This is a genomic window from Micromonospora sp. NPDC005194 (assembly GCF_040608335.1).
Taxonomy (GTDB): domain Bacteria; phylum Actinomycetota; class Actinomycetes; order Mycobacteriales; family Micromonosporaceae; genus Micromonospora.
In genome coordinates, this window is sequence record NZ_JBEXIA010000060.1 from 1 (window position 1) to 24,266 (window position 24,266).

The window sequence follows — 24,266 nt, forward strand, 5'->3', positions numbered from 1 at the left end:
GCCAGCGGCGCCCGGCCGAGCTGCGCGCGCAGCTCGGCCAGCGGCAGCGCGCCGGTCACCAGTGCCCGACCGAGGCGGCCCATCCCCCGCAGGTCGGCCAGGGCGGTGGCGACGATGTCGACGCGGCTGTCCGGGTCGTCGACCCAGTCCACCGGCACCTCGTGGATGCGCAGCCCGGCCCGTTGGGCGAGCACCAGCAGCTCGGTGTCGAAGAACCAGCCGGTGTCGCGTACGTGCGGGAGCAGCCCGGCGGCCACGTCCGCGCGGATGGCCTTGAACCCGCACTGCGCGTCGGAGAACCGCGCCGCCAGCGCGCCCCGCAGCAGCAGGTTGTAGGCCCGGGAGATCACCTCCCGCTTGGCGCCGCGCACCACCCGGGACGTACGCGCCAGCCGGGTGCCGATCGCCAGGTCGGAGTGGCCGGAGATGAGCGGCGCGACCAGAGGCAGCAGCGCCGCCAGGTCGGTGGACAGGTCCACGTCCATGTACGCCAGCACCGGCGCGGACGACGCGGACCACGCGGCGGACAGCGCCCGCCCCCGCCCCTTGGCGTCCAGGTGCCGTACGCCGACGCCGGGCAGCTCGGCGGCGAGCGCCTGGGCCACGGCCAGGGTGCCGTCCACGCTGGCGTTGTCGGCGACGGTGATCTGGAACGGGTACGGGAAGTGCTCGCTGAGATGCGCGTGCAACCGGCGTACGCACGGCCCGAGGTCGGTCTCCTCGTTGTAGACCGGGATCACCACGTCCAGCACCGCGCCGGCGGTGGTGGACCGGGTCTGGACGGCGGCACGGGGGCCGCTGAGCGCGGTCACGACGCGTCCGCGCCGGTGCTCAGGTCGTAGACGGTGACTCCGTCCACGGTCTGCGCCGTGAAGGTCTCCGCGACCCAGGTGGAGATCTCCTGCGCGGCGGAGCTGCCACCGTTGGCCCGGAAGCCGCCGCCACCCACGAAGTAGTGGATCTTGTGCTCGGCGACGTGACGCTGGAACTGCGCGAGCGTCGGTGACGGGTCGCTGCCGTTGAACCCGCCGATCGGCATCACCGGGTCACCGGTGGCCAACTGGTAGCCGGAGGCGTTGTTGGAACCGATGGTGGCCGCCACCCAGGTGTAGTCGTCGCTGTCGCGCTCCAGCAGCTCGCGCAGCGCGGCGCTGGGCTCGCGGGCGTCGAGCAGACCGCCCATGCCGCCGCCCTCCCGGCCACCACCGGCGCCGGGCAGCTGACCGCCGCCGGGAAAACCGCCCGGGAAGCCCGGCACCTGCGCGCCGCCGGGCGCAGTGGGCACCTGGGCACCGCCGGGAGCACCGGGCAGCTGACCGCCGCCCGGGAAGCCCGGGAACTGCCCGCCGTTCTGGTTGCCGTTGCGGCCGTCGCCGGGGAACTGCCCGCCGCCGGGGAACGCCATGCCGCCGGGCGGTCGTCCGCCGGGGAAGCCGCCGCGACCGAAACCGCCCGCCACCGCCGGGCCGGCGCTCGGGATCGAGCCGGTGTGCGGGGTCGCGGCGGTCTGCGCCGCGTACGCCGCCGGCCCCGCCAGGGCCGCCGCCGCGCCGACGCCGAGCACCACGGGCACCAGCCAGCGGGGCAGTCGGGCGGCCAGCAGGATCAGGGCCGCGCCGAGCAGGCCGGCGACCAGCACGGCGGTACGCAGCCACGGGTACCAGTCGGGGCTGCGCCCGAGCAGCACCCACGCCCACCAGACGGTGACCGCGAGGGTGGCGGCGAGCGTCACCGTGGCGGCCAGCGGACGCCACCGCTGCCATCGGGACACCACCACCGGTTCGTCAGGCGTGCCGGCGACCGGGGCCGGCCGCGGTCGGCGCTGCCGCCAGAGCAGGGTGACGCCGATGCCGACAAGCGCGCCGACGGCCGGTGCGAGCGCCACGGTGTAGTAGGCGTGGAAGATCCCGGACATGAAGCTGAAGATCAGACCGGTGACCAGCAGCCAACCGCCCCACAGCAGCAGGCCGGCCCGGGTGCGGTCGGTACGCGCGGCCCGCCCGGCCACCAGCAGGCCCGCGACCAGCAGGATCAGCGCGGCCGGCAGCAGCCAGGAGATCTGACCGCCGACCTCGCCGTCGAACATCCGCAGCAGGCCGGTCTGCCCGGAGAACGGGCCACCGCCACCGCCCATCCGCCCGGCACCGCCGCCGCCGACGCTGCCCACCTCGTCGCCGGTGATCCGGCCGAGGCCGTTGTAGCCGAGGGTCAGCTCCAGGATGCTGTTGCCCTGCGAACCGCCGATGTACGGGCGGGCGCTGGCCGGGACGAGTTCGACGACGGCCACCCACCAACCGGCGGACACCACCACCGCGAGACCGGCCAGCAGCAGTTGCCGCACCCGCCGCCACAGCCCGGTCGGCGCGGCCAGCAGGTAGACGCCGGCGAACACCGGCACCAGCAGGAACGCCTGGAGCATCTTGGTCAGGAAGCCGAAGCCGACCAGCACGCCGGCCAGCACGATCCACCGGGTGCTGGCCGTCTCCAGCGCGCGCACGGTGGCGTACGCGCCGCCGACCAGCAGCAGCACGAGCAGCGCGTCCGGGTTGTTGAAGCGGAACATGAGCGTCGCCACCGGGGTGAGGGCGAGGATCGCACCGGCGATCAGGCCGGCGACCGGCCCGTACCAGCGCTTGACGCTCGCGTACAGCACGCCGACGGAGGCGACCCCGCAGAGCGCCTGCGGAACGAGCATCGCCCAGCTGTTGAGCCCGAAGACGCGCACCGACAGGGCCATCAGCCACAGCGAGGCGGGCGTCTTGTCCACGGTGATCGAGTTGGCCGCGTCCGACGAGCCGTAGAAGAACGCCTTCCCGCTCACCGAGCCGGCCTGCACGGCGGCCGCGTAGAACGAGTTGGCCCAGCCGGAGGCGGCCAGGCCCCAGAGGTACAGCAGGCCGGTGCCCAGGAGCAGGACCACCAGCGCGGGCCGGGTCCAGGTCGGCGCGCGGCCCGCCGGCGGCGAGTGCTCCTCGGGGCGCGTGGTCGTGCGGGGCGGTCCCTCCGGTTCGGCGGGCGTCGTCGGCAGGGTGTCTGTTCTGTCCATGCGGCCAGCCTCGGCGGCCGGACTGGCGGAACCCCGTGCGCCGACTATGTGTCAGCTGTGGGATTCGGCAGGCGGACGACGAACACGGTCCGCCCCGGCCGGCTGTCGACGGTGACCGTGCCGTGGTGGGCCTCCACCACGGCCGCCACGATCGCCAGGCCGAGGCCGGTGCTGCCGTGCGCCCGCGACCGGGAGCTGTCGCCCCGGGCGAACCGCTCGAACATCTCCGGTCGCAGCTCCGCCGGCACCCCCGGCCCGTCGTCGGCGACGGTGAGCACGGCGGTGTCCGCCTCGACGGCCAGCGTGGTGGTGACCGTCGTTCCCGGCGGGGTGTGCACGCGGGCGTTGGCCAGCAGGTTCGCCACCACCTGGTGCAGGCGGGCGGCGTCGCCGGGCACCCGGATGACCACCTCGGGCAGGTCGAGCTGCCAGCGGTGCTCGGGGCCGGCCACGTGCGCGTCGCTGACCGCGTCCACCACGAGTGCGGACAGGTCGACCGGGTCCACGGCGAGCGGCCGGCCGGTGTCGAGCCGGGCCAGCAGCAGCAGGTCGTCGACGAGACTGGTCATCCGGGTGCTCTCCGACTCGACGCGGCGCAGCGCGTGCGCCACGTCGGCGGGCACCTCGTCACGGCCGCGCCGGGCCACCTCGGCGTACCCCCGGATCGCCGCGAGGGGAGTGCGCAGCTCGTGGCTGGCGTCGGCGACGAACTGGCGTACGCGGGTCTCGCTGGCCTGTCGCGCGGACAGCGCGTCGGCGACGTGGCCGAGCATCCGGTTGAGCGCCGCGCCGACCTGGCCGACCTCGGTCCGCGGGTCGGTGTCCCCGGCCGGCACCCGGACGGCGAGCGCGACCTCGCCCCGGTCCAGCGGCAGCTCGGTGACCCGGGTGGCGGTGGCGGCCACCCGGTTCAGCGGTCGCAGCGTGGCGCGCACGATCAGCGCGCCTGCCGCACCGGCGAGGAGCAGCCCGACGGCGGCCACCCCGGCCTGCGCGGCGACCAGCGCCCAGACGGTGTCCTGTACGCCGCTGAGCGGGATCGCCACGGCCAGCACGTCCCCGCTGGGTAGCTGCCGCGCCACCGCCCGGACGTCGCCCTCGCCGAGGGTGACCGTGCGCGGCCGACCGTCGGTGGGCAGCGCGACCAGCCGCGCGGCGTCCGCGGCGGGGACGTCGGCGAGGCTGCCGCTCTCGGTGCTCCTCGTCGCCGTGGTGACGCCGTCGGCGAGGCGTACGGCCAGCGAGCCCGGCGGGAAGCCACGCGGAGGCTCCGGCGGGGGCGGGCCGACGGCGCCCGGAGGCGTGGCGGGCCACCCGGGGTCGCCGCCCTGGCGGAACCACGGCGGCACGTCGGCGCGCGGCCGGTCCCCCATCGTCAACTGATTGTCGACCTGGCCGACCAGGAAGTGCCGCAGGGCGACCGTGGTGAGTCCGCCGATCGCGACGCTGACCAGGGCGAGCAGTGCCACCAGGGCGAACACCAGCCGGGCCCGCAGCGACCGGCCGGCCAGCCACCGCCGGGCGGTGCGCAGCGGCCGACGGCGCGGCCGTACGTCAGTCGGCGGGTTTGAGGACATAGCCCGCGCCGCGCAGCGTGTGGATCATCGGCGGCCGGCCGGCGTCGATCTTCTTGCGCAGGTACGAGATGTACAGCTCCACCACGTTGGCCTGGCCGCCGAAGTCGTAGTTCCACACCCGGTCGAGGATCTGCGCCTTGCTGAGCACCCGGCGCGGGTTGCGCATCAGGTAGCGCAGCAGCTCGAACTCGGTCGCGGTCAGCGTGATGAGCTGGCCGGCGCGGCGGACCTCGTGGCTGTCCTCGTCGAGGCTGAGGTCGCCGACGGTCAGCACCGCCTCCTCCTGGGCGGCGACCGCGAAGCCGGAGCGGCGCAGCAGCGCGCGCAGCCGGGCGATCACCTCCTCCAGGCTGAACGGCTTGGTCACGTAGTCGTCGCCGCCCACGGTCAGCCCGGCGATGCGTTCCTCGACCGCGTCGCGGGCGGTCAGGAACAGCACCGGCACGGTCGGGGCGTGCTCGCGCAGCCGGCGCAGCACCTGGAAGCCGTCCAGGTCGGGCAGCATGACGTCGAGCACGACGGCGTCCGGCTGAAACTGCCGCGCGGCGCTCAGCGCCGCCATGCCGTTGCCGGCGCTGCGCACCTGCCAGCCCTCGTAGCGCAGCGCCATCGACAGCAGGTCGGCCAGTGTCGCCTCGTCGTCGACCACCAGCACCCGGACCGGTTCGCCGTCGGGACGGCGCAACTCGATCCGGCCCGGCACGGTCTGCCCCTGGATGACCATGTCCCCCATCGTGGGCGTGTCCGCTGTGTCGCGCCTCTGCCCCACCTGTGTGCCAGCTGTGCGGCCGGGCCGCCGGACCACCGTTCAGCCCTCGCCCGTGCTCACTCGGACACCCCGTACGCGTCGGTCCGCACGAACCGCATGCTCCACCCGCCCAGGCCGTCCGGCTGGTCGCGTTCGTAGAGGTGGTCGGGACCGGGTTGCGTCGGGCCGGTGCCGTCCGGGTGCCGCATGATCCAACGCGACGGCGGGGCCCCGTCCGGCCCGGCCGGCACCTCGCGGACCAGGCCGTCCGCGGGACCGCCGACGAAGCGTACGGTGACCTCGCTCATCGCGGTGTCTCCCCGGTGACCGTGCCGGCACGCTCGGTGCGCCCAGCCCTGGCTCGCAAGCTACCGCACCCGCCACCGGCCCGCGCCGGTGTACGCCGGGATCGGCCAAGCCCGATCACCGCACGGTTTGCCCAGCTCGGACCCCGGGTACCGCGTTCGGAGGCACCCGCCGTCGGCGGGCGAGGGCGAGGAGTGGTCGATGCGCACGCTGGATGGGCGGTATCAGCTCGAACAGCGTATCGGCGTGGGCGGGATGTCCGAGGTGTGGCGAGCCCACGACCGGGTGCTGGACCGGCCGGTCGCGGTGAAGCTCATCTCGCCCGGCCCGGAGGATCTGCACGACACGGTGGACCGCATCCGCACGGAGGCCCGCTCCGCGGCGCGGCTCGTGCACCCGAACGTCGCGAGCGTGCACGACTTCGGCACCTCCTCGACGCTCCCCGGCCGTCGGGCGCCCTACATCGTGATGGAGCTGGCCGAGGGCGAGACGCTCGCCGCGCACCTGCGGGCCGGTCCACTGGACTGGCGCATCTCGGTACGGGTCTGCGCCGAGGTCGCCGCCGCGCTGTCCGCCGCCCACGCGAGCGGCATCGTCCACCGCGACGTGAAGCCGGCCAACGTCATGCTCACCCCGGTCGGGGTGAAGGTCCTCGACTTCGGCATCGCCACCCCGTCCGGGGTCGCGGACCCGATACCGGACGGCATGGTGTTCGGCACCCCGGCGTACCTGGCGCCCGAGCAGCTCGACGGCACACCGGCCACCCCGGCGGCCGACATGTACGCCCTCGGCGTGCTGCTCTACTACTGCCTCACCGGTCGGCTGCCTTACCGGGCGAGCAACGCGGCCGAGCTGCTGACCGAGCGTCGGACCCAACCTCCGGAGCCGCTGCCCGAGATCGACGGGCTGCCGCCGGAGGTGACCGAGCTGTGCCGCTCCTGCCTGGCCGACGACCCGGCGCAGCGTCCGACCAGCCTGGTCGCCGCGCTGCTGCTGGCCGAGGCCGTGGACGCCCGGGTGTACGTGCCGATGATGATCCCCACGCCACGCCGACCTGCGGCGACGTCGCCGTGGAACGAGCGGGCCGCCGCGGAGGCCACCGAGGCCCTGTCGATGGTCGACGGGCCCTGAACCCGGGGTGGCCCCGCGTTTCGCCCGCTCGCGGCCGGGTAGCCGAGCGGGGAGCGACGGGAGGAACGCGATGCCGAGCCCCAGTTCCTGGCTGCACGAGGCCACCGCGACGGCCGAGGGCGGCCACGTACGCACCGACGACGGAGGGCTCTCCACGCCGCTGGCGTCGCCGCTGGCGGCGCACTGCACCGGCCTGAGACCGGAGCAGTTGTTGGCCGCGGCCTTCGCGTCCTGCCTGCACCACGCGGCGGTGGAGGCGGCCGGGGAGATCACGAACGAGGCGCACACGGTCCAGGTACGCGCCGAGGCGAAGCTGGGCCGCGACGACGACGGCCGGTACCGGGCCGACGTGCACGCCTCGATCTCCTCCGCCGGCCTGAGCCGCGCCCAGCTGGCCGATCTGGTCGAGTACGCCGACCGGCTCTGGCCGTTCTCCAGCGGCGACAACACGCGGCACCGACTGACCGTGACCCCGGCGGAGAACGGCCGGCACTGATCCCGGGCCGATTCGCGGCTTTTCGGATGCCGCCTCCGCCGGACGACCACCGTGGGCCCCCACCGTTCGGTGGAGCGGGCATCCTCCGAAGGGAGGAGCGCCGGGGAGCGGCCGAAGGCGGCGCCGGAGACCGCAGCGATGACCGGGTTCGCCGTTCCAATCGGGAATACCCGGCTTGCCTGATCGGCGAGGTTCCATGGGTTCGACCGGCCTTCCGCCCGATATGACAGCCATGATCCGGGCAAATTGTGGCGCATGCCACCGTACGGGCCGATGGCAGCGGGCGGTCGACTATCTAGCCTCGGCGGGTGCATCCCGTCGACCCCGCCGCCCAGAAGCTGACCGACGCGCTCCCGACCACCCGTTCGGGCGACGCCGCATCAACCGAACGGACGATCGGCCGTCACCGGGTCCCCGACCCGCCGCGCCGCGCCCGGCTGGGCTCCACCCCCATCCGGGTCGCCCTGGCCACCGGCGTCACCTGCTGCCTCGGCCTGGGCGCGTTCGCCGCCGCCCGTGGCGCCGAGGACGCGCCGCAGCCCGTACGACCGATGGCCGACGCGCTGGCCGACCGCGCCGCCATCGCGGACGAGCGCGCCTCCCGGTCGCTGGACCGCGACGCCGCCCCCGCCCGGGTCCTCCCCACGACCCCCACGGCGTCGCCGACCGCCAGCCCCACCCCCACCCGCAAGGCGCCCAAGAAGCCGGTAAAGCCCCCCCGGCCGCGCCCGGTCGCCGGGCTCGACCAGACCCAGATGGACAACGCCAAGATCATCGTGGACGTCGGCCTGGAGCTGAAGATGCCGCGCCGCGCCCTGGTGGTGGCGCTGGCCACCGCGATGCAGGAGAGCAACCTCTACAACCTGGCCAGCGACGTGCTGCCGGAGTCGACGCAGTACCCGCACCAGGGCAGCGGCGCCGACCACGACTCGGTCGGGCTGTTCCAGCAGCGGCCCAGCAGCGGCTGGGGCACGGTGGCCGAGCTGATGCGCCCGTCGTACGCCGCCCGGGCCTTCTACACGGCGCTGGCCGAGATCCCCGGCTGGGAGGACATGAGCGTCACCGCCGCCGCCCAGGCCGTGCAGATCTCCGCCTTCCCCGACGCGTACGCCCAGCACGAGGAGCGCGCCAGCACCGTGGCGGCGGCGCTCACCGTCTGAGCCTGCGCTCAGCGGGCCGTACGCCCGCTGGGCGGCTGGGCGCCCGCGTCCCGGCCGCCGGCCGCCACCCGGGTCGCCGGTACACCCGTTCCGGCCGCGGCCGTGGGCGTGTCGGCCGGCACCGGCTCGACGGTCACGCCGGTGAGGATCTCGTCGACCAGCGCCGCCCGGCGTCGCCGCGCGTGCAACGCCTCCTCGAAGTCCCGCCGGGCCTGCACGGCGTCCGCGTACGCCTGCTCGCGGACGCGACGGGCCTCCTCGCGGGCCTCGTCCAGCTCGTTGCGGGCCTGCGCCAGGATCTCGGCCGCCTCCCGCCGCACCGCGTCGCCGGCCTGGCGGGTCGTCCCGGCGTCGCCCAGGTCGAGCCGCTGGAGCAGCCCGCTGAGCCAGGTCGCCTCCTGGCGGATCTCGTCCCACTCGCGGGTCGCCCCGGCGGCGCCCTCCGCCCGCGCCGCGAGTCGGGACAACCGGATCCCCAGCTCATCCAGGCAGGAATCCACCTGCCTCTGGTCGTAGCCGGTCTTCACGACGGAGAACCTCATACTGTCGCCCCCAGGCAGCCGCTGTTACTTCCCCACCTGGATCCTCGGACGCGGCGACAGCGACCGAGGCGGTTCGGGAAAATTGTTCAGCATGCGCGCGCGTCCGGCGGGGCGCGGCGCGGCGACGGGCCACGTCGGGCCGGCGGCGGGGACAATGCCGACCGACCGCGCCGGGCGGATCAGGGGCGCTTGGGCAGCACGACCACGCGGCCGAAGAACTCGTCGATGCGGCGCACCACGTCGTTGAAGTCATCGAGGTCGATCGGCTTGGTGACGTACGCGTTGGCCTGCAACGTGTAGCTGCCGACGATGTCAGTGTCGGCGTTCGAGGTGGTCAGCACCACGATCGGGATCGTCCGCAGATCCTCGTCCTGCTTGACCGCGCCGAGCACCTGACGCCCGTCCATCCGCGGCATGTTCAGGTCCAGCAGGATGACGTCCGGTCGGCGAGCCTGCACGTGCCGGCCCTCGGCGCGCAGGAACTCCATCGCCTCCTCGCCGTCGCTGACCACGTCAATGATCTTCTCGACGTCGGAGTCGGCCAACGCCTCCTCGATCATCAGCACGTCGCCCGGATCGTCGTCGACCACCAGGATGCGTACCGGCTGCGGGCTGTCGCCCATCACTACCTGCCTCGGGTCGGCGGAGAAAGGAGACCGGAACGGTCACCGTGCTGGCGGGGAAATCTAGCCCATCAGGAGGCGCTCTTGGACGTCGGGTCCGCCGTGTCCGGAAGGTATCGCAGCACGTCGGCCAGACCGGTGACCCGCAACACACGCTCGACGCGCCCGGTGGCGCCCGTGATCCGCAACCAGCCCCCGTCGGCGGTGACCTGGTTGTCGCCCCGGACGAACACGGCCATCCCGGTGGAGTCGCAGAAGATCAGGTCGGTGAGGTCGAGCAGCACCCGCCGCTCGCCGGCCGCGGTGAGCTTGTCGATGGCGGCGGCCAGCTCGCCGGCGGTGCTCAGGTCCAGCTCACCGGCGAGCCGCAGGCAGGCCGCACCGCCGTCGCGCTCGGCGTGGCTGACGCTGAACGTCACCGTTCTCCCCCTCGCTCCACCGGTTGGGTGGGACGTTTGCAGTCCGGCAAGTATACGCAGGGGGGTACGACGGTCCGCAGCGCGTGGTGATCGTCCGGGGGTGGTCCTCAGCCCGCGGAACGGGACGCGGAGACCAACCCGGCACGGCTGCGCGCCAGCGCGTGCGACGCGCGGGGAAAGTCGCGCAGCACGGCGGCGTAGTGCGCCAGGGTCAGGGCGACCGCGCTGGCCGGCACACCCCGACTCGTCAGGATCTCCACCAGCCACTTGACGAACTCGGTGAACAGCGAGGCGTCGTCGACGTAGAGCGAGGCGGCCAGCGAGTCCAGGATGTGCCCCAGGTCGCTCACCGTCGAGTCGAGCTGGGCGGCCGTGTACCCGCGGGTCGCCGGCACCCGTTCGCGCAGGTCGGTAAGCGCGCTGTCGATCAGCTCACCCCTGCGGCGGACGAGACTCGCGTACTCGTCGTCGGCCAGGTGCCCGAGCTGCGCCGCCGGCACCCGCCGCACCGCCCGCTCGTCGGCGATCAACTCCGCCGCCGCCGGCGCGTCCGGCGCCCAGGCCGCGCCGAGCCGGGCCGCCCACCGGCCGTCCGCGCCGAAGCCACGCCCCCCGACCACGACCGGCACGTCCGAACGCCGACACGCCTCGATCATCCGGTGGGCGTGCGGCAGCCGCATCGGCAGCGCGCAGGCCAACGCGACCGCCTGCGCGTCGTGCCGGTGCAGGTACGACACCAGGTGCGCCGCCGGCACGCTGGCGCCCAGGAAGGTCACCTGCCAACCGCGCAGCCGCAGCACCTCGGCCACCAGCCGGGGCGGCAGCGCGTGCCACTCGCCGTCCATGCAGGCCACCACGATCCGCCCGCCGGTCGGACGCGGGTTGGCGTGCGTCGCCACCGCGGCCACCACCCGCTCGCTGATGTGGGTCGCCGCGTGCTCCTGGGCCACGCTCCACTCGTTGCGAGCCCACCGCTCACCCACCTCGGCCTGGGCCGGCGCGACCACGTCGAGCAGCACCCGCTCCGGCGGTACGCCCGCGTCGAGCAGACCGAGCGCCACGTCGATCGCGGCGTACTCGTCGGCGTCGGCGAGGCAGGCCAGGTAGCCGGGGTAGGCGTCGGCCAGGTTCGTGGTCGTGGCGGGGGCGGTCACGCGGGGCTCTCCCTCTGCTCGTCGGCGCTCGTCGACGTGGGCACCGCGTGCAGGTGCCGCGCGCCTCGCCCGCCCGGCCTGACCGCGCGCAACGCCAGCACCGCGATGTCGTCGTGGTCGCCGCGCCCCAACCAGTCACAGGTGACCTGCTCGACGCGTTCGGCCAGGGCCGGCGCCGGCATCCGCTGGCAACCGGCCAGGGCCGTGAGCAACCGCTCCGTGCCGAACTGCTCGTCGCCGCGGCGGCCCCCACGGGCCTCGGTCACGCCGTCGCTGTAGAGCAGGCAGGTCTCGCCCGGCGCCAGCCGCACGGTCACCTCACCGACGCGCGGGTCGGGCACCACCCCGATCAGCATGCCGCGCAGCGGCACCGACTCGACCTCGCCGGACGTACGCAGCACCAGCGGCGGCAGGTGCCCGCCCCCGGCCATCGTGAGGGTGACGCCGCCGTCGCGCTGCGGACGGGCCACGCCGAGCACGATGGTGGCGAAGCGGCCCTGGCCGTGCGCCTGGGTCGTCTCCAGCAGCGCGTCGTTGAGCAGTCGCAGCAGCCGCCCGGGGTGCGACTCCACCCGGTGCAGCGCCTGGAGGCACTGGCGGAGTTGGCCGGTGAAGACCGCCGCCTCGACGCCCTTGCCGGAGACGTCGCCGAGGAAGAACACGCAACCGCCGTCGGCGAGCCGGTGCGAACCGTAGAAGTCGCCGCCGATCCGCAGCCCCGCCTGGGCCGGGCGGTACGCGGTGCCCCACTGCACACCGGCGGTCTCGGTCGGCTCGACCGGCAACAGGCTGGCCTGCAGGGTGTCGGCGACCTCGGCCTGGTCGCGGTAGAGCAGAGCGGTGGTCAGCGCCGCGCCGGCCCGGGCCGCGAAGGCACGAATCAACCCGACGTCGTCCTCGTCGTACCACCGGCTGGAGCGGCGGGCGACCAGCAGCACCCCGACGGGGGCGTCCCGGCCGGGCAACGGCACGACCCGGGCAAGGCTGTCGGCACTCGTGAGGCCGGGCAGCCAGCCGGCGTCGACCGCCTGCTCCACCAGCCAGTCGAGAGTGTGCGGCTCGACCCCGGTCAGTCCTTCGGCGATCGCGGCCGGCAGGGCGGGGCCAACGAGCACGCCGCTGTCGATCGTCGGCGTCTCGTCGGCGGCCCGGGAGGCCCGCCACCACCGGGCCCGCCCCACGCGCGGCGCCAGCACCAGCACGGCCACCTCGGCGAGGGTCGGCACGGCGAGGCGGACGACCGCCGCGGCGGCCCGGTCCGGGTGCAGCGGGTTGCCCAGCTTGTCGCCCACCACGGCCAGGAACGCCGAGCGGGCCCGCTCGGCGAGCAGCGCGTCGGCACGGCTGACGCTCTCGGTGACGTCCTCCACGTACCAGCAGCATCGACCGGCGGAGAGGGGCACCTGGCGGGCGGTGAGCCGACGACCGAGGTGGGTGAAGCCTCCGGGGCTCCCCTCGCCCAGACCCGGAACGCCGGACGCGGCCAGCGAAACACCGGGGACCACCTCGGGCAGCAACCGCTCGGCCACCGGGCTGACGTGTCGGACGACGCCGTCGGCGTCGCAGACCACAAGGCCCTCGCGGAAGTGCTCGACGACCTCGGACCAGTCGGGCGCGGCCCGATCACGGTCGGGGGCCAGCGGCGGCAGCGCGGTGCTCGGCCAGGACGGCGCGTCGGCGGACCACGCCGTGGTCCGTGTGGTGCTCGGCGTGGAGATCCGTCCGTCGTCGGTGTCCCTGACGTCGGAAGCAGTCACCAGCTGAGCCTCACTCCTTGTCGTCCACCCGAACCCGCACCGGAACCGGCCTCTGTGGTCAAATCTCTCCGGCCACCCTACGCCGGTCGGCCGCGACCGGCATCCCACGACAGGTCGCGGGCCCTCGGTCGCGTACCGGGCGGACCCGCCCGACGGTTGTTACGATCCCTTCGCACCGGCTGGAACCGCCGTGTGCGGAAAGGCGTGATCGTGCCATCGGACGGGCGGGGCCCCGAAGCGAACCAGCTGAGCATGTCCGTCGATCGGTCCGATCCCGACATGCCCCTGATCCGCGTGGGCGGCGACCTGGCGTACCTGACCGCGGCGCCGCTGCGCGCCGAGGTCGACCGGGTCCTCGCCGAGGCGCCGCGCGGCATCGTGCTGGATTTCGCCGACCTGGTCTTCATCGACAGCAGCGGTCTCGGCGTGATCGTGCACGCGTGGCGGGAGGGCCAGGAGGTCGGAACGACGCTGCGACTGCGGGCGGTCCCCCGCTTCCTGGCGACGATCCTGGACATCACCGGGGTGGCGGCGCTGCTCGACCGGCCGCTGCCGGCGACCAGTACGGTCGGCCCCGGCTCGCAGCAGTCCGCCGCCAGCGCGTGACCCGGCGGCTCGCGGCCCTGCGGTTTGCGTTCCGCCGCTGGACTGGGAAAATGGTGGAATGTCCCACCAGCTGTTGACCATCGAGGTGACCCGGCTCGCAGCCGGTCACGTCCGGCTGCGGCTGACCGGCGAGCTGGACTACGGCACCGCTCCGGAGTTGGTCGCCGCCGCGGCCGAGCTGCACGGCGAGCAGCACGTGACGATCGACCTGGCCGGGGTCGGCCTCTGCGACTCGTCGGGCCTCAGCGCCCTGCTGGTGGTGCGCCGGGGCGTCGGGGCGATCCGGCTGACCGGGGTCAGCGCCCGACTCCAGCAGATGCTGGACCGCACCGGGCTCACCGAGCTGCTGGCCGTGGAGAACACCGTCGCCGTCGACGGCGCCAATCTGCGCGCCCTGGGCTGACGGCCGCACCCACCCACCGCCGGGTCGCCATCCCTGAAACGGGTCACCATCCCCGAGAAAGGGGGGTGGCCCCCGACCCTGGGACCTGGGGTCGGGGGCCGGAGAAATGTCTAGGGCGCGGTCATCGGCTGGAGCCGGGGGCCGGCGTCGCGCAGTTCGATGGCCGACGGAGGTTCGATGTCGTCGGGTTCCCCCGAGTCGGGCGTCTGGTACAGGTAGCGGACAAACTCCCCATCGGCCTCGTTGTCGTCCGCACCCGGCCACTGGCCGATGCAGTCCATTCCGACCACTTCCCGGCCGGTTCCGTCGGCCTCCTCCAGCAACGCCCACAGGCTCACCGGGTAGCACCGGGTGGCGTCGGGCGCGAGTTGCCACCGGGCGTACCAGCCAGGTCGAGCGGGAACGATCTCGACGATCCGTTTCATGACGACCTTCCTTCCGCGTACCTCGGAAGAACTGTGGTCCTGCCCCGATCCTGCCGGCCGCACGGGTGAGCACCCCTCACCCCGGCCGGATGAAGCCTCATCGACGCTCAGCCCTACCCGGCCGGCGGCGTCCGTTTCGGCTCCGGGGCGGCGGGAACGCGACGGGCGCAGGATCGATCCCCAGCGGAAGGGGCGTCACCATGCGCAAGCAGATGGAGGGCGACAACCAGCGCCGCCGGGCGCTGGCCCGGCAGGCCCGCGAACAGGGCAGCCAGCCCAGCGAGTTCGGCGCGAGCCTGAGCGCCTCCAAGCAGCTCACCAGCCTGGACCAGGGCAAGCGGACCGGCCCAGCGCCGGCCGGACGGCACAAGCCGGACACCACGCGTGGTGGACCGGCCCCGCCGTCGAGGGGCACCGCGGACAATCCGCGCCCGCAGCCGCCACCCGGCGGCGCGGCCGGGGTGAACAGCGTCGGCTACCACGACCTGGTCGACGACGTCCGACGCCGCTCCGGCGTCGACTTCTCGACGGCCAAGGTGGGCGCCGAGGCGACGGTGCTGGTGCTGGCCTTCGCGCTGGACGCGGCGGAGCGGCAACGGCTGCTCGCCGCCGTGCCGAACTCGCTGCACGACGTCCTGCCCGTGGACGGCATCAAGCGGCACCGGGACCTGCCCGGCTTCCTGGCCGAGGTGGGCCGGATCAGCGGAAATTCGCCGGAGCAGGCCCGCTACCAGGCCGAGGCGACGCTCGCCGCGCTCGCCGACCAGGACGGCGACCTGGTCGAGTCCCTGCACGTCCCCGACGGCCTGCGGGAGCTGCTGAACCCGCCAGCGGCCGGCGGCGGCATCGTGGGCGCCTCCACCACCACACCCACGCTGGACGAGGCCCAGCTCCGGGCGGCGCTGGACGACCTGCCGTACTGGGCCGGTGACAGTACCGGCCTGTACCGCGTGATCGCGCTGCCGCCGGACAACCTGGACCGGGTGCTCGCCCGGCTGGACCGGCTGCGCGAAGAGACCGGGCGTGGCCCGAGCATCGGGCGACCGGGCGGCACGGCCGCCGTGCTGACCGTGCGCACCAACCAGGCCGACGGGGTGACCGCGCTCGACGTGGACCTCGCCCACTCGATCGACGACGCCATCGACGAGGTGGGCGCCGGGATGGCCAGCGGCTGACCGCCGCAGACGGCGCACGCGGGCCGGCGCACGCGGGTACCTCCCGCGCCGCCGGCCCGTCGGGCGCGGTATGCGACCCGTCCGCCCACCGGCGGTTCGGGCCCGCGAGCCGCTCGGTTAGCGTGCCGTCATGAAGCGTGCCGCCGACCGGTTGGAGCTGGTCGCCGATCCGGTCCGCCGAACCGGACGGACGCTGCTCTCCGCCGGCGTCGAGCAGTCGTACGTGGATGTCGAGGATCCCCGGCACCTGCACTTCGAGTACGTCCGGCGGATCGCCTCGGCGGTGGAGCTGGCCGCCCCGGCGGGCGTACCGCTGAGCGTGCTGCACCTCGGCGGCGGTGCGTTGACGCTGCCGCGCTGGCTCGCCGCGACCCGGCCGGGTTCCGCGCAGCGGGTCGTCGAGCGGGACCCGGCGGTGGTCGAGCTGGTCGCCCGGGAACTGCCCCCGCTGCCGCCCGAGGTGCGGGTCGAGGTCGCCGACGCCCGGGACGCGGTCACGGCCGCCGCGTCCGACGCGTACGACCTGGTGATCGCCGACATCTACCGGGCGGCCCGAATGCCCCGCCACGTACGCAGCGTGGAGTTCGCGGCCGAGGTGGCCCGTGTCCTGCGCCCCGGCGGGCTCTATCTGGTCAACGTCACGGACCTGCCGCCACTGGTCGGCACCCGGGTGCAGGTGGCGACGCTGCGGGCGGTCTTCGGCGACGTCTGCGTGTTCGGGGACCGCCGGATGCTGCGCGCTCGGCGCTACGGCAACCTGGTGCTCGCCGCGACGCACCGCCCCGGCGGTCTGCCGGTCGGTCGGCTCGCGGCGGCGGCGCTGCGCGACCCGATCCCCGGCGGGCTGCTGCACGCCGCCGCGCTCGACACGTTCGTCGCCGGCGCCCACCCGTTCACCGACGCCGACGCCTAGGCCGTGTCTTCAGAGGTTTACAACGATCGGAGTAGCGCGGCGATTCTGACGGTGGCCTGGAAGGAGGTCGCGGTCTTGTCGTAGCGGCGGGGCCGCCGGCGGATGCGGGCCTGGCAGACCGATCCGTCCGCGCCGCCCGTGGTGTTGCTGCGCTCCCCGGCGGAGCTGGACGTCTGGCTGAGCGGGCTGCCCCGTCAGTGAGGACGGGCGGATCCTCGCCTCCTGACGGCCGCCGAACTGAGACGACCGAGGATGAAGTCGACGGAGACACCGTTACGCGACCAGATCACCGCCTTCCTGCACGGCTACGCGCGGGCCGTCGAGGCCGGCGACAACGGCGCCGTTGCCGCGAGCTACAGCCGAGACGTACATCGAGGGTGACCCGGGCAGGGCGGCAATCGTCATCAACGACGCCGGGTACCGGGCCGTTCTCGACGAACGCCACACGGCGATGACCGAGCAGTTTGGTCTGACCGTTCTGGACGTTCGCGATCTCGCACCGGGGGTACGTCCTCGTACCGACCGAGTGGACGTTGGACTTCGCGCCGCCGCAGGGCAAGGCCGGCAGCCCGCGGTTCGCACAGACCTACGTGGTGCCCTGCGACGGCGACCGGCCACAGATCCTGCTCCACCTCCCGCACGAGCGCGAGGACGACGTCATGCGGGAGCTGGGGCTCACCGGCTGACCGTCCATGGCGAATACGTCGTCGGCCCGCCCCCCGGTGGGGAGCGGGCCGACGACGTGAGGTGGCCCGGCCGGGATCACACCGGCCGGGCCACCGATCAGGACTCCAGGCGTCGACGCCGGGCGAGGAAGAACGCGACCGCGCCCAGGACGACCATCACACCTCCGACGCCGGTCATGGCCGGGACCACACCGCCGCCGGTGACCGGCAGGATGGGTTGCTTGCCGCCACCACCAGGTTTGCCGGGTGCGCCGGGGCTGCCAGGCGCACCAGGGCTGCCGGGTGCTCCGGGTGCTCCGGGGGGTCCGGACGGACCAGGTGCGCCGGGGCTGCCGGGTGCGCCCGGACTACCGGGTGCTCCGGGTGCTCCGGGGCTACCGGGTGCTCCGGGGCTACCAGGCGCTCCCGGACTACCGGGCGCTCCCGGACTACCAGGCGCTCCCGGACTACCAGGCGCTCCCGGACTACCAGGTGCGCCGGGGCTACCAGGCGCTCCCGGACTACCAGGCGCTCCCGGACTACCAGGCGCTCCCGGACTACCAGGTGCGCCGGGGCTACCAGGCGCTCCCGGACTACCAGGTGCGCCGGGGCTACCAGGCGCTCCCGGACTACCAGGCGCTCCCGGACTACCAGGTGCGCCGGGGCTACCGGGCGCTCCGGGGCTACCGGGTGCTCCGGGACTGCCGGGCGGGCCGGACGGGCCGGGTGGGCCGGTGGGCCCGGGTGGGCCGGTCGGTCCAGGCGGGCCCGTCGGCCCGGCGCAGATCGGTGCGGTGATGACGTTGGTGTCGAGGGTGACGGCGGCGGTGCGCGCCAGCGCGCGGCCCTGGAGGGTCGCGCCCGTGGCCATCGTGATCGCGGCCTGAGCCATGATGGTGCCCACGAAGGTGGTGCCGGTGCCGATCGTCGCCGAGCTGCCGATCTTCCAGAACACGTTGCAGGCCGACGCCCCGTTGGTCAGGACGACGCTGCTGTTCGACGCCGTCGTCAGCGAGGAGTCGACCTGGAAGATGAACACGGCCGACGGATCGCCCTGGCCGTCGAGCGTCAACGCTCCGGTCAGTTGAGCGGCCCCGATCCGGTAGACCCCTTCGTTGAGTGTGTTGCCACCCAGCTCCGCCGGGAGGTTGGTGAACGGGGTCCGGCCGGCGGCGTCGTTGAAGGCGATGGTCAGGTCGCTCTGAGCTTGGAGCGCCACCGCGTCGCCGAGGTGCACCTCCCCGCCGATGGTGGCCGTTCCGAAGCCGGACGCGGTGCTCCCGGGGAACCGCCCGAGGCTCTGGGCCAGAAAGCTGGGGCCGGTGTTGGTGGGCTCCGCTCCGGCCAGGACGGAGAAGTCGGCCGCCGTCCCCAGGTTGACCGGTGCTTCCTGCGCGTTTGCGGCGGTCGAGCTGAAGAGCAGCAGGCTGGCTGCCACCGTGGCGGCTGCGCCAGCGGCGAGCGACGGCAGGACCACCCGGCGCCGTAGCCAATTTTTGGGTTTAGCTGTCACAGAACACCCTCCGTGGGTACTACTCGCAGGAGACGTCGACCGAGCGGCGTCCTGCGTGAAACGGCCTGAATGGCGCCGATGAAGCGCGCTGATCACCACATCACGTCAGGTGTTCCAATGAGGGCAAATTGGAACAATAGCCCAAATCCATCTATCTGGATCGGACTGACATTCGCATTCCCAATTCGCCGGTTCTGGGAGTAGCGGGCGGGGTGCGTGGCCCGACCAACCTCCTGTGGAAGATCCGGGCCGGGGCGGCGTGGCGTGACATGCCCGCCCGCTACGGGTCCTGGCAGTCGATCTACACCCGTTTCCGCAGGTGAGCCCTTGACGCCACGTTCGAGCGGATGCTCGCCGGGGTCCAGGCCGACGCGGAAGCGGCCGGGGACATCGACTGGCTGGTGTCGGTGGACTCCACGATCGTGCGAGCCCACCAGCACGCCGCGGGCGCTAAAGAGGGCGCCGAGAAACGTCGTCGAATGCTGCTTCAACCGGCTCAAGCAGTGCCGCAGCGTCGCGACCCGCTACGACAAGACCGCGACCTCGTTCCAGGCCACCGTCACCATCGCCGCGCTGCTCCAATGGTTGTCAACCTTCGAAGACACGGCCTAGGCCGGCCTGCGCGTCCGCATTGCCGGGTTTCCGACGGTGCGCGCGGGGAAGGCCCGGCGGGTGAGCAACGCCGACAATCGGGCCACCGCCCGCCGGGCCCTGGTCGTGATCGGTCTGGTGCTGGCGACCGCGCTCGCGCTGGCCTTCGTGTACGCGACCCGCCGGGTGCTGGTCTGGGCCGTGGTGGCCGCCTTCTTCGCGGTCGCGCTCAAGCCGTCGGTGGACTGGCTGCAACGCCGGTTCGTGCGGCGGCGGGCGGTGGCCACGCTGCTCGTGTTCCTCACCGCGTTCGTCGTGCTGGCGGTCCTCGCCACGGTCATCCTGGTGCCGCTGCTCGACGAGCTGGGCCGGTTCGCCGATCGGGGGCCCGAGCTGCTGCGCGACGCGCGCGCCGGGCGCGGCCCGGTGGGCCAGCTCCTGGAACGCACCGGGGCACGACGCTACGTCAGCGAGCACTCCGACCAGCTGCGCGACGCCGGCACCCGGCTACGTCAACCCGCCGTGGGCGTGCTGCGCGGTGTCCTGCAGACGGTCGCGGGGCTGGTCACGGTCATCGTGCTGGCGTACCTCATGGTGTTGGAGTCGCCGCGGATCACCGGCAGCGTCCTCGCGGCGGCCGGGGACGGTGCGGGCGAGCGCCTGCGCCGGGTCGGCCGGGAGATGTCGCGGACGGTCACCGGCTACCTCACCGGCAACCTGCTGATCAGCGTGATCTGCGGGGTGCTGACCTTCCTGGTGCTGACCCTGACCGGGGTGCCGTTCGCGGGCGTGATCGCCCTGCTGGTGGCGGTGGCCGACCTGATACCGCTGGTCGGCGCGACGATCGGCGCGGTGATCGCCGCCGGCGCCGGGTTCCTGCACTCCTCCACCGCCGGAATCATCGTGCTCGTCTTCTTCGTCGTCTACCAGCAGGTCGAGAACCATCTGCTCCAGCCACTCATCCTGTCTCGTGCGGTGCGGCTCAACCCGCTGACCGTGCTGCTGAGCGTGCTGCTCGCGGCGGAGCTGGCCGGCTTGCTCGGCGCGCTGCTGGCCATCCCCGCCGCCGGCATCGTCCAGATCCTGCTGCGCGAGTACGGGCCGCGACGACTGAACCCGCCCCCACCGGCGGACCCCGGCGAACCGCCCCCGCCGGCCGTGCCACCACGTGGACCGGCCGGTCCCGCCACCTCGCGGGGCTGACCGGCCGGGTCGACGGGTTCCGCTCAGCGGCCGCGCACCGCGACCTCCGGCGACGTGCTCTCCAGCGGGACCGCGTTCGCCGGGACCAGCCCCAACTGCACGGCCGAGCGGGTCAGCGCGGCGTCGAGCACCCAGTCGGCCCCGACGCGGGTGCGGTTGCCCGGCATCGCCATCAGGTGGTACGCCCGGGTGACCGCCTTGGCCGGCAGCCCGGCCAGGTTGACGTGCAACGGGTTCGCGGCCGCGTCCTTGCCGCCCAGGTCGACCACCCAACCCAGATCGTGGTGCCTGTACGGCTTGCGCTGCCCGAAGCCGTACGACGCGGCGATGTTGTGCGCCACGCGCTTGCCCTGCCGCTGCGCGTGCTGGGCCGTCATGCCGCAGATCTGCCCCGGATTCACCAGGTCGGGCACGGCTGCGGCGTCACCGCAGGCGAAGACCTCCGGATAGCCGGGGACGTTGAGGTACTCGTCGGTGACCAGCCGGCCCTTCTCGGTGCGCAGGCCCAGCTCGTTGACGAACGGGTCCGGCCGCACCCCCACGCACCACACAAGCGTGCAGGTCGGCACGTACTCGCCGTCGGTGAGCTTGACGCCGTCGCAGGTCGCCTCGGCCACCGACGTGCCCATCCGCACGTCCACCCCCCGCCGGTTGAGCACCTTGTGCGAGGTGACGGACATCCGCTCGTCCAGCTCGGGCAGCACCCGGGGGGCGACGTCGAGCAGCATCCAGCGGGGCCGGACGGTCAGCCGGGGCCGCTGCGCGTGCAGCGCGTCGGTGAACAGCTGCCCGTGCGCGGCGACCTCGGTGCCGGTGTAGCCCGCCCCGACCACCACGAACGTGGAGCGGGCCTGCTGCTCCGCCGGGTCCTCGGCCTGCTCGGCCAACTCGACCTGGCGGACGATGTGGTCGTGCAGGTAGACGGCCTCGGGCAGGCCGCGGAAGCCGTGCGCGTACTCGGTGACGCCCGGGATGGGCAGCAGCTTGTTGACGCTGCCCACGGCGAGGACCAAACGGTCGTACGCCAGGCGGTTCTTCTCCCCCTCGGGCTGGGTGAAGCCGACCCAGCGGTTCTGCAGGTCGACGTGATCCGCCTCGCCGATCACCACCCGGACGCCCTTGAGGGTCCCGGTCAGCGGCACGGCGATGCGCCCGGGCTCGACCACCCCGGCGGCCACCTCGGGCAGCAGCGGCAGGTAGAGGAAGTAGTCGGTGGAGTTCAGCACCACGATCTCGGCCCGGTCCCGGGCGATCCGGCTCAACGTCTTCGCCGCGTGGTAACCGGCGAACCCGGCCCCCACGATCACCACACGAGGTTTCGTCATTGCGGGCCGTTTCCCGTCGCAGCCCGGGACAAACGTCGAAGCGCAGGCGCGCGGTCAGCTGCGCTCGAGCCAGACGTGACCGTTGGAGCCCACCGCGTCCACACCCCACTCCTGACCGAAGGCCCGCACCCGGTTGGCCGAGATCCGGCCGACCTCCGGTGGAACCGCCGGGTCGAGCACGAGCCGACCCTCGACCGGGTTGAGCCCCAGCATCGCGCGGACCAGCGCCAGCGGCGTGCCGGACGCCCATGCCTGCGGGCTGCAGGCGGTGGGATATGGGACGGCGAACAGCAGCCGTTGCCGGTCGGACCCGCTGAGCGCCTCGGGCAGCCGGTGGTCGAACTGCTCGGCCGCGTCGATCATCGCCAGGCTGATCCGGTTCGCCTCCTTCCGGTAGCCGTAGCGGGCCAGGCCGAGCGCGATCAGCGAGTTGTCGTGCGGCCAGACCGTGCCCAGGTGGTAGCCGAAGGGCCCGTAGAGGCGTTCCTCGGCGGACAGCGTCCGAATGCCCCAGCCGGAGAACATGTCGGGCGACATGAGCTGGCGCACCACCGCATCCGCCCGCCCCTGCGGCACGATCCCGCTCCACAGCAGGTGACCCATGCTGGACGTCTTGGAGTCGACCACGTTCTTGTCGCCATCGAGGGCCACCGCGTAGTAGCCGCCCCGCTCGTCGATCCAGAAGTCCCGGTTGAACCGCTCGTACAGGGTGCCGGCCTCGTCGCGCAGCCGTGCCGCCAGGGTGGGGTCGCCCAGCGGGCCGTCGAACAGCTCGGCCAGCCGCACCTTGGCGTCGAAGGTGTAGCCCTGGATGTCGGCGGTTGCCAGCGGCAGCACCGGGATACGTCCGTCGGCGAAGCAGACGCCGTCCGGCGAGTCCCGCCAGCACTGGTTGCCCAGCCCCTCCGGGGACCGGGTGGCGTACTCCACGTAGCCGTCGCCGTCGCGGTCGCCGTACTCGTCGATCCACCGCAGCGCGGCCACCGCGTTGTCGCGCAGGTGCCGGACGGTCTCGTGGTCGGCGGTCCACCGCCAGTACTCCGAGAGCAGGATCAGCCAGAGCTGTGTGGCGTCGGCGGTGCCGTAGTAGGGGCCGTACGGCTTCTGGCCGGTACGGGTCAGCTCGCCGCTGCGGACCTCGTGCAGGATCTTGCCGGGCTCCTCGTCGGTGAAGTCGTCACAGGCGTTGCCCTGGAGTTTGGCGAGCGCGAGCAGCGTTCCCTTCGCCAGCGCCGGCCCGGCCACCAACGTCTGGTACGCGGTGATCAGCGTGTCCCGCCCGAAGAGGCTGAGAAACCAGGGCAGTCCCGCGCCGGGCAGCAGGATCCGCTGACCTTTGACCTCCAGTTCGAGCCGCAGCGCCGCCAGGTCGTCGCGGGACTGGCGGACGGTGCACTCCAGCGCCTGGCTGTCGCTGCGCAGCACGGCCCGGTCCTCGGTCCACCGGCGCAGCGGGTCTTCGGCCCGGCCTTGGACGACGTCGATGATGTCGCCCCGCACCGGTTCGACCACCCCCGGGCCCGGCGACAACGGCACCTGCAGGTCCACCAGCCAGTTGTCGCGCGGACGCAGGTGCAGGTCCCAGACCAGATCGTCCCCCTCGATCCGGTCCGCCGGGGTCGCGCAGCGCACCCGGGTCTCGGCGGTGAAGTCTCCGTTGCGGTAGGAGAAGCACAGCTCGGAGCCGTCGGCGGCGTGGTTGCGGACGATCTGCGCGGAGCGGTCCCGGACCACCGACTTGACCTCGAACAGGTCGGCGAAGTCCACGTCGACGGCCAGCCGCAGCTCCACCCGGACCGGCTCGGTCTGGTACGACACCAGCTGCAGCCGCTCGTGGAAGCCGTCGCCGATGTAGCGCAACCGCCGGATGGCGAGACCGTTCGACGGCAGCCCGGGCAGCTCCGGGTTGGTGAGCACGTACTGCGCGGAGTAGTGCTCGAGGGTCTTGGCCCGCAACACCAGCAGCTGACCGCCGTTGACGGTGAGGGTCCAGCCGCTGATCAGGCGGGTGTCCAGGTGCACGAGCCCGCCGATGCTGCCCGGTGGCACGTCGCCGCGCGCGTCGGAGTACACAAACGTGGGGCCGCTGAGCACGGCGATCGAGTTGGGACCCAACTCGGGTGGCATCGCCCGCTGGTCGCCACTCACCCCCGTCGCGGGAGCCGTGCCGACGTGCGGGTTGGCGGGGGTCGCGCGTACGACAGCCATGACACCCACCGTAGGAACGACGGCCACGGAGTGTCATCACCCGGTCCGGGTGAAAGCTCACGCGACATCCACGTCTAGCGATATGGACAAACGTCACTATCGATGGGCAGGATGCCGTAATGGGATCAGACGACACCGGCGAGCGGCCCACGAGGCCGACCCGCCGCACCTTCCTGTCCGCCTCCGCCGCCGCCACCGCGGCGACCGCCGCCACCGTCGCGGTGCCCTCGCTGGCCGCGCCCGCGGCCGCCGACCCCGTCCCCGCCGGCCCCGGGCGGCC

24 protein-coding genes and 3 pseudogenes are annotated in these 24,266 nt (G+C 73.5%); 13 read left to right on the forward strand and 14 right to left on the reverse strand.

Annotation, left to right across the window (positions count from 1 at the left end; genetic code table 11):
- The 5 genes from ABZU53_RS30310 to ABZU53_RS30330 all read right to left on the reverse strand — a co-directional run.
- The coding region (locus ABZU53_RS30310) for a dolichyl-phosphate beta-glucosyltransferase (protein WP_355068994.1) at positions 1-812 on the reverse strand (812 nt) is incomplete at its 3' end.
- A complete protein-coding gene (locus ABZU53_RS30315) occupies positions 809-3,046 on the reverse strand; it encodes a glycosyltransferase family 39 protein (protein ID WP_355068996.1) in 2,238 nt (745 codons plus the stop codon). The genes ABZU53_RS30310 and ABZU53_RS30315, both read right to left, overlap by 4 nt.
- A gap of 44 nt (positions 3,047-3,090) precedes the next feature.
- Positions 3,091-4,557 (reverse strand): HAMP domain-containing sensor histidine kinase, encoded by a 1,467-nt coding sequence (locus ABZU53_RS30320; RefSeq protein WP_355069019.1) that lies wholly within the window; start codon positions 4,555-4,557, stop codon positions 3,091-3,093.
- Positions 4,558-4,600: 43 nt separating this feature from the next.
- Positions 4,601-5,347, reverse strand: coding sequence for a response regulator transcription factor (locus ABZU53_RS30325; protein WP_355068997.1), 747 nt, complete (start codon positions 5,345-5,347; stop codon positions 4,601-4,603).
- A gap of 101 nt (positions 5,348-5,448) precedes the next feature.
- On the reverse strand, positions 5,449-5,679 hold the full coding sequence (locus tag ABZU53_RS30330) for a hypothetical protein (protein ID WP_354861663.1): 231 nt from the start codon (positions 5,677-5,679) through the stop codon (positions 5,449-5,451).
- A gap of 199 nt (positions 5,680-5,878) precedes the next feature.
- On the opposite strand from ABZU53_RS30330, the gene ABZU53_RS30335 reads away from it, so the two are divergent.
- The 3 genes from ABZU53_RS30335 (at position 5,879) to ABZU53_RS30345 (ending at position 8,464) form a co-directional block, all read left to right on the forward strand.
- Positions 5,879-6,808 (forward strand): serine/threonine-protein kinase, encoded by a 930-nt coding sequence (locus ABZU53_RS30335; protein ID WP_355068998.1) that lies wholly within the window; start codon positions 5,879-5,881, stop codon positions 6,806-6,808.
- 70 nt (positions 6,809-6,878) lie between these two features.
- Positions 6,879-7,304 (forward strand): OsmC family protein, encoded by a 426-nt coding sequence (locus tag ABZU53_RS30340; RefSeq protein ID WP_266241740.1) that lies wholly within the window; start codon positions 6,879-6,881, stop codon positions 7,302-7,304.
- 308 nt (positions 7,305-7,612) lie between these two features.
- Entirely contained in the window at positions 7,613-8,464 is an 852-nt protein-coding gene (locus tag ABZU53_RS30345) for a hypothetical protein (protein WP_355068999.1), read from the forward strand.
- 8 nt (positions 8,465-8,472) lie between these two features.
- Here ABZU53_RS30345 and ABZU53_RS30350 read toward each other — a convergent pair whose 3' ends face one another.
- The 5 genes from ABZU53_RS30350 to ABZU53_RS30370 all read right to left on the reverse strand — a co-directional run bounded on the left by ABZU53_RS30350 (position 8,473) and on the right by ABZU53_RS30370 (position 12,959).
- On the reverse strand, positions 8,473-9,006 hold the full coding sequence (locus ABZU53_RS30350) for an ATPase (RefSeq protein ID WP_355069000.1): 534 nt from the start codon (positions 9,004-9,006) through the stop codon (positions 8,473-8,475).
- Positions 9,007-9,185: 179 nt separating this feature from the next.
- Complete coding sequence (locus ABZU53_RS30355; RefSeq protein WP_354861669.1) at positions 9,186-9,629, reverse strand: response regulator; 444 nt, start codon at positions 9,627-9,629, stop codon at positions 9,186-9,188.
- Positions 9,630-9,700: 71 nt separating this feature from the next.
- Entirely contained in the window at positions 9,701-10,048 is a 348-nt protein-coding gene (locus tag ABZU53_RS30360; protein ID WP_354861671.1) for an STAS domain-containing protein, read from the reverse strand.
- A 107-nt stretch (positions 10,049-10,155) separates the two neighbouring features.
- On the reverse strand, positions 10,156-11,202 hold the full coding sequence (locus ABZU53_RS30365; RefSeq protein WP_355069002.1) for a cobalamin-dependent protein: 1,047 nt from the start codon (positions 11,200-11,202) through the stop codon (positions 10,156-10,158).
- Positions 11,199-12,959 carry a PP2C family protein-serine/threonine phosphatase gene (locus tag ABZU53_RS30370; RefSeq protein WP_355069004.1) on the reverse strand — a complete coding sequence of 587 codons (1,761 nt, stop codon included), beginning with the start codon at positions 12,957-12,959 and terminating at the stop codon, positions 11,199-11,201. Before ABZU53_RS30370 ends, ABZU53_RS30365 begins: the two co-directional genes overlap by 4 nt.
- Before the next feature lie 279 nt (positions 12,960-13,238).
- Here ABZU53_RS30370 and ABZU53_RS30375 point away from each other — a divergent pair, with 279 nt between their 5' ends.
- Both ABZU53_RS30375 and ABZU53_RS30380 read left to right on the forward strand, forming a co-directional pair.
- The gene (locus ABZU53_RS30375; protein ID WP_354861676.1) at positions 13,239-13,565 is read left to right on the forward strand and encodes an STAS domain-containing protein; all 327 of its coding nucleotides are present in this window, start codon (positions 13,239-13,241) and stop codon (positions 13,563-13,565) included.
- A gap of 58 nt (positions 13,566-13,623) precedes the next feature.
- Positions 13,624-13,968: an STAS domain-containing protein gene (locus ABZU53_RS30380; protein WP_355069006.1), complete on the forward strand. Its 345-nt coding sequence runs from the start codon at positions 13,624-13,626 to the stop codon at positions 13,966-13,968.
- Between the two features lie 110 nt (positions 13,969-14,078).
- Here ABZU53_RS30380 and ABZU53_RS30385 read toward each other — a convergent pair whose 3' ends face one another.
- On the reverse strand, positions 14,079-14,393 hold the full coding sequence (locus ABZU53_RS30385; RefSeq protein ID WP_354861679.1) for a hypothetical protein: 315 nt from the start codon (positions 14,391-14,393) through the stop codon (positions 14,079-14,081).
- A 200-nt stretch (positions 14,394-14,593) separates the two neighbouring features.
- Here ABZU53_RS30385 and ABZU53_RS30390 point away from each other — a divergent pair, with 200 nt between their 5' ends.
- The 5 genes from ABZU53_RS30390 to ABZU53_RS30410 all read left to right on the forward strand — a co-directional run bounded on the left by ABZU53_RS30390 (position 14,594) and on the right by ABZU53_RS30410 (position 17,944).
- Positions 14,594-15,568: a DUF2267 domain-containing protein gene (locus ABZU53_RS30390; protein ID WP_355069008.1), complete on the forward strand. Its 975-nt coding sequence runs from the start codon at positions 14,594-14,596 to the stop codon at positions 15,566-15,568.
- Between the two features lie 130 nt (positions 15,569-15,698).
- Positions 15,699-16,481, forward strand: a complete 783-nt coding sequence (locus ABZU53_RS30395; protein WP_355069010.1) for a fused MFS/spermidine synthase — start codon at positions 15,699-15,701, stop codon at positions 16,479-16,481.
- 252 nt (positions 16,482-16,733) lie between these two features.
- Entirely contained in the window at positions 16,734-16,862 is a 129-nt protein-coding gene (locus ABZU53_RS30400; protein WP_355069011.1) for a hypothetical protein, read from the forward strand.
- 152 nt (positions 16,863-17,014) lie between these two features.
- Positions 17,015-17,167, forward strand: coding sequence for a hypothetical protein (locus ABZU53_RS30405; RefSeq protein ID WP_355069013.1), 153 nt, complete (start codon positions 17,015-17,017; stop codon positions 17,165-17,167).
- 246 nt (positions 17,168-17,413) lie between these two features.
- Positions 17,414-17,944 (forward strand): hypothetical protein, encoded by a 531-nt coding sequence (locus ABZU53_RS30410; RefSeq protein WP_355069014.1) that lies wholly within the window; start codon positions 17,414-17,416, stop codon positions 17,942-17,944.
- A gap of 55 nt (positions 17,945-17,999) precedes the next feature.
- Here ABZU53_RS30410 and ABZU53_RS30415 read toward each other — a convergent pair.
- Positions 18,000-18,758 (reverse strand): annotated as a pseudogene (locus ABZU53_RS30415) (ice-binding family protein); the annotation flags it as partial.
- A 131-nt stretch (positions 18,759-18,889) separates the two neighbouring features.
- Between ABZU53_RS30415 and ABZU53_RS30420 the strand changes: the two are divergent.
- From ABZU53_RS30420 to ABZU53_RS30430, 3 genes and pseudogenes are all read left to right on the forward strand, one after another.
- A pseudogene (locus ABZU53_RS30420) lies at positions 18,890-19,117 on the forward strand (transposase); the annotation flags it as partial.
- A 13-nt stretch (positions 19,118-19,130) separates the two neighbouring features.
- Positions 19,131-19,271, forward strand: a pseudogene (locus tag ABZU53_RS30425) (transposase); the annotation flags it as partial.
- Positions 19,272-19,307: 36 nt separating this feature from the next.
- Entirely contained in the window at positions 19,308-20,453 is a 1,146-nt protein-coding gene (locus ABZU53_RS30430) for an AI-2E family transporter (RefSeq protein ID WP_354862903.1), read from the forward strand.
- Between the two features lie 23 nt (positions 20,454-20,476).
- Here the strand turns inward: ABZU53_RS30430 and ABZU53_RS30435 are convergent, their stop codons facing one another.
- Together ABZU53_RS30435 and ABZU53_RS30440 are read right to left on the reverse strand one after the other, a co-directional pair.
- Positions 20,477-21,778, reverse strand: coding sequence for an NAD(P)/FAD-dependent oxidoreductase (locus ABZU53_RS30435; protein WP_355069016.1), 1,302 nt, complete (start codon positions 21,776-21,778; stop codon positions 20,477-20,479).
- Positions 21,779-21,832: 54 nt separating this feature from the next.
- The gene (locus tag ABZU53_RS30440; RefSeq protein ID WP_355069018.1) at positions 21,833-23,986 is read right to left on the reverse strand and encodes a glycogen debranching N-terminal domain-containing protein; all 2,154 of its coding nucleotides are present in this window, start codon (positions 23,984-23,986) and stop codon (positions 21,833-21,835) included.
- Positions 23,987-24,266: the final 280 nt, after the last annotated feature.

Excerpts from the sequence above, each read along its gene's own strand:
- ABZU53_RS30315 (WP_355068996.1), bottom strand. The coding sequence starts at position 3,046 with ATGGACAGAACAGACACCCTGCCGACGACGCCCGCCGAACCGGAGGGA.
- ABZU53_RS30325 (WP_355068997.1), bottom strand. The coding sequence starts at position 5,347 with ATGGTCATCCAGGGGCAGACCGTGCCGGGCCGGATCGAGTTGCGCCGT.
- ABZU53_RS30330 (WP_354861663.1), bottom strand. The coding sequence starts at position 5,679 with ATGAGCGAGGTCACCGTACGCTTCGTCGGCGGTCCCGCGGACGGCCTG.
- ABZU53_RS30335 (WP_355068998.1), top strand. The coding sequence starts at position 5,879 with ATGCGCACGCTGGATGGGCGGTATCAGCTCGAACAGCGTATCGGCGTG.
- ABZU53_RS30340 (WP_266241740.1), top strand. The coding sequence starts at position 6,879 with ATGCCGAGCCCCAGTTCCTGGCTGCACGAGGCCACCGCGACGGCCGAG.
- ABZU53_RS30350 (WP_355069000.1), bottom strand. The coding sequence starts at position 9,006 with ATGAGGTTCTCCGTCGTGAAGACCGGCTACGACCAGAGGCAGGTGGAT.
- ABZU53_RS30355 (WP_354861669.1), bottom strand. The coding sequence starts at position 9,629 with ATGGGCGACAGCCCGCAGCCGGTACGCATCCTGGTGGTCGACGACGAT.
- ABZU53_RS30375 (WP_354861676.1), top strand. The coding sequence starts at position 13,239 with ATGCCCCTGATCCGCGTGGGCGGCGACCTGGCGTACCTGACCGCGGCG.
- ABZU53_RS30380 (WP_355069006.1), top strand. The coding sequence starts at position 13,624 with ATGTCCCACCAGCTGTTGACCATCGAGGTGACCCGGCTCGCAGCCGGT.
- ABZU53_RS30385 (WP_354861679.1), bottom strand. The coding sequence starts at position 14,393 with ATGAAACGGATCGTCGAGATCGTTCCCGCTCGACCTGGCTGGTACGCC.
- ABZU53_RS30390 (WP_355069008.1), top strand. The coding sequence starts at position 14,594 with ATGCGCAAGCAGATGGAGGGCGACAACCAGCGCCGCCGGGCGCTGGCC.
- ABZU53_RS30395 (WP_355069010.1), top strand. The coding sequence starts at position 15,699 with ATGAAGCGTGCCGCCGACCGGTTGGAGCTGGTCGCCGATCCGGTCCGC.
- ABZU53_RS30400 (WP_355069011.1), top strand. The coding sequence starts at position 16,734 with ATGAAGTCGACGGAGACACCGTTACGCGACCAGATCACCGCCTTCCTG.
- ABZU53_RS30435 (WP_355069016.1), bottom strand. The coding sequence starts at position 21,778 with ATGACGAAACCTCGTGTGGTGATCGTGGGGGCCGGGTTCGCCGGTTAC.
- ABZU53_RS30440 (WP_355069018.1), bottom strand. The coding sequence starts at position 23,986 with ATGGCTGTCGTACGCGCGACCCCCGCCAACCCGCACGTCGGCACGGCT.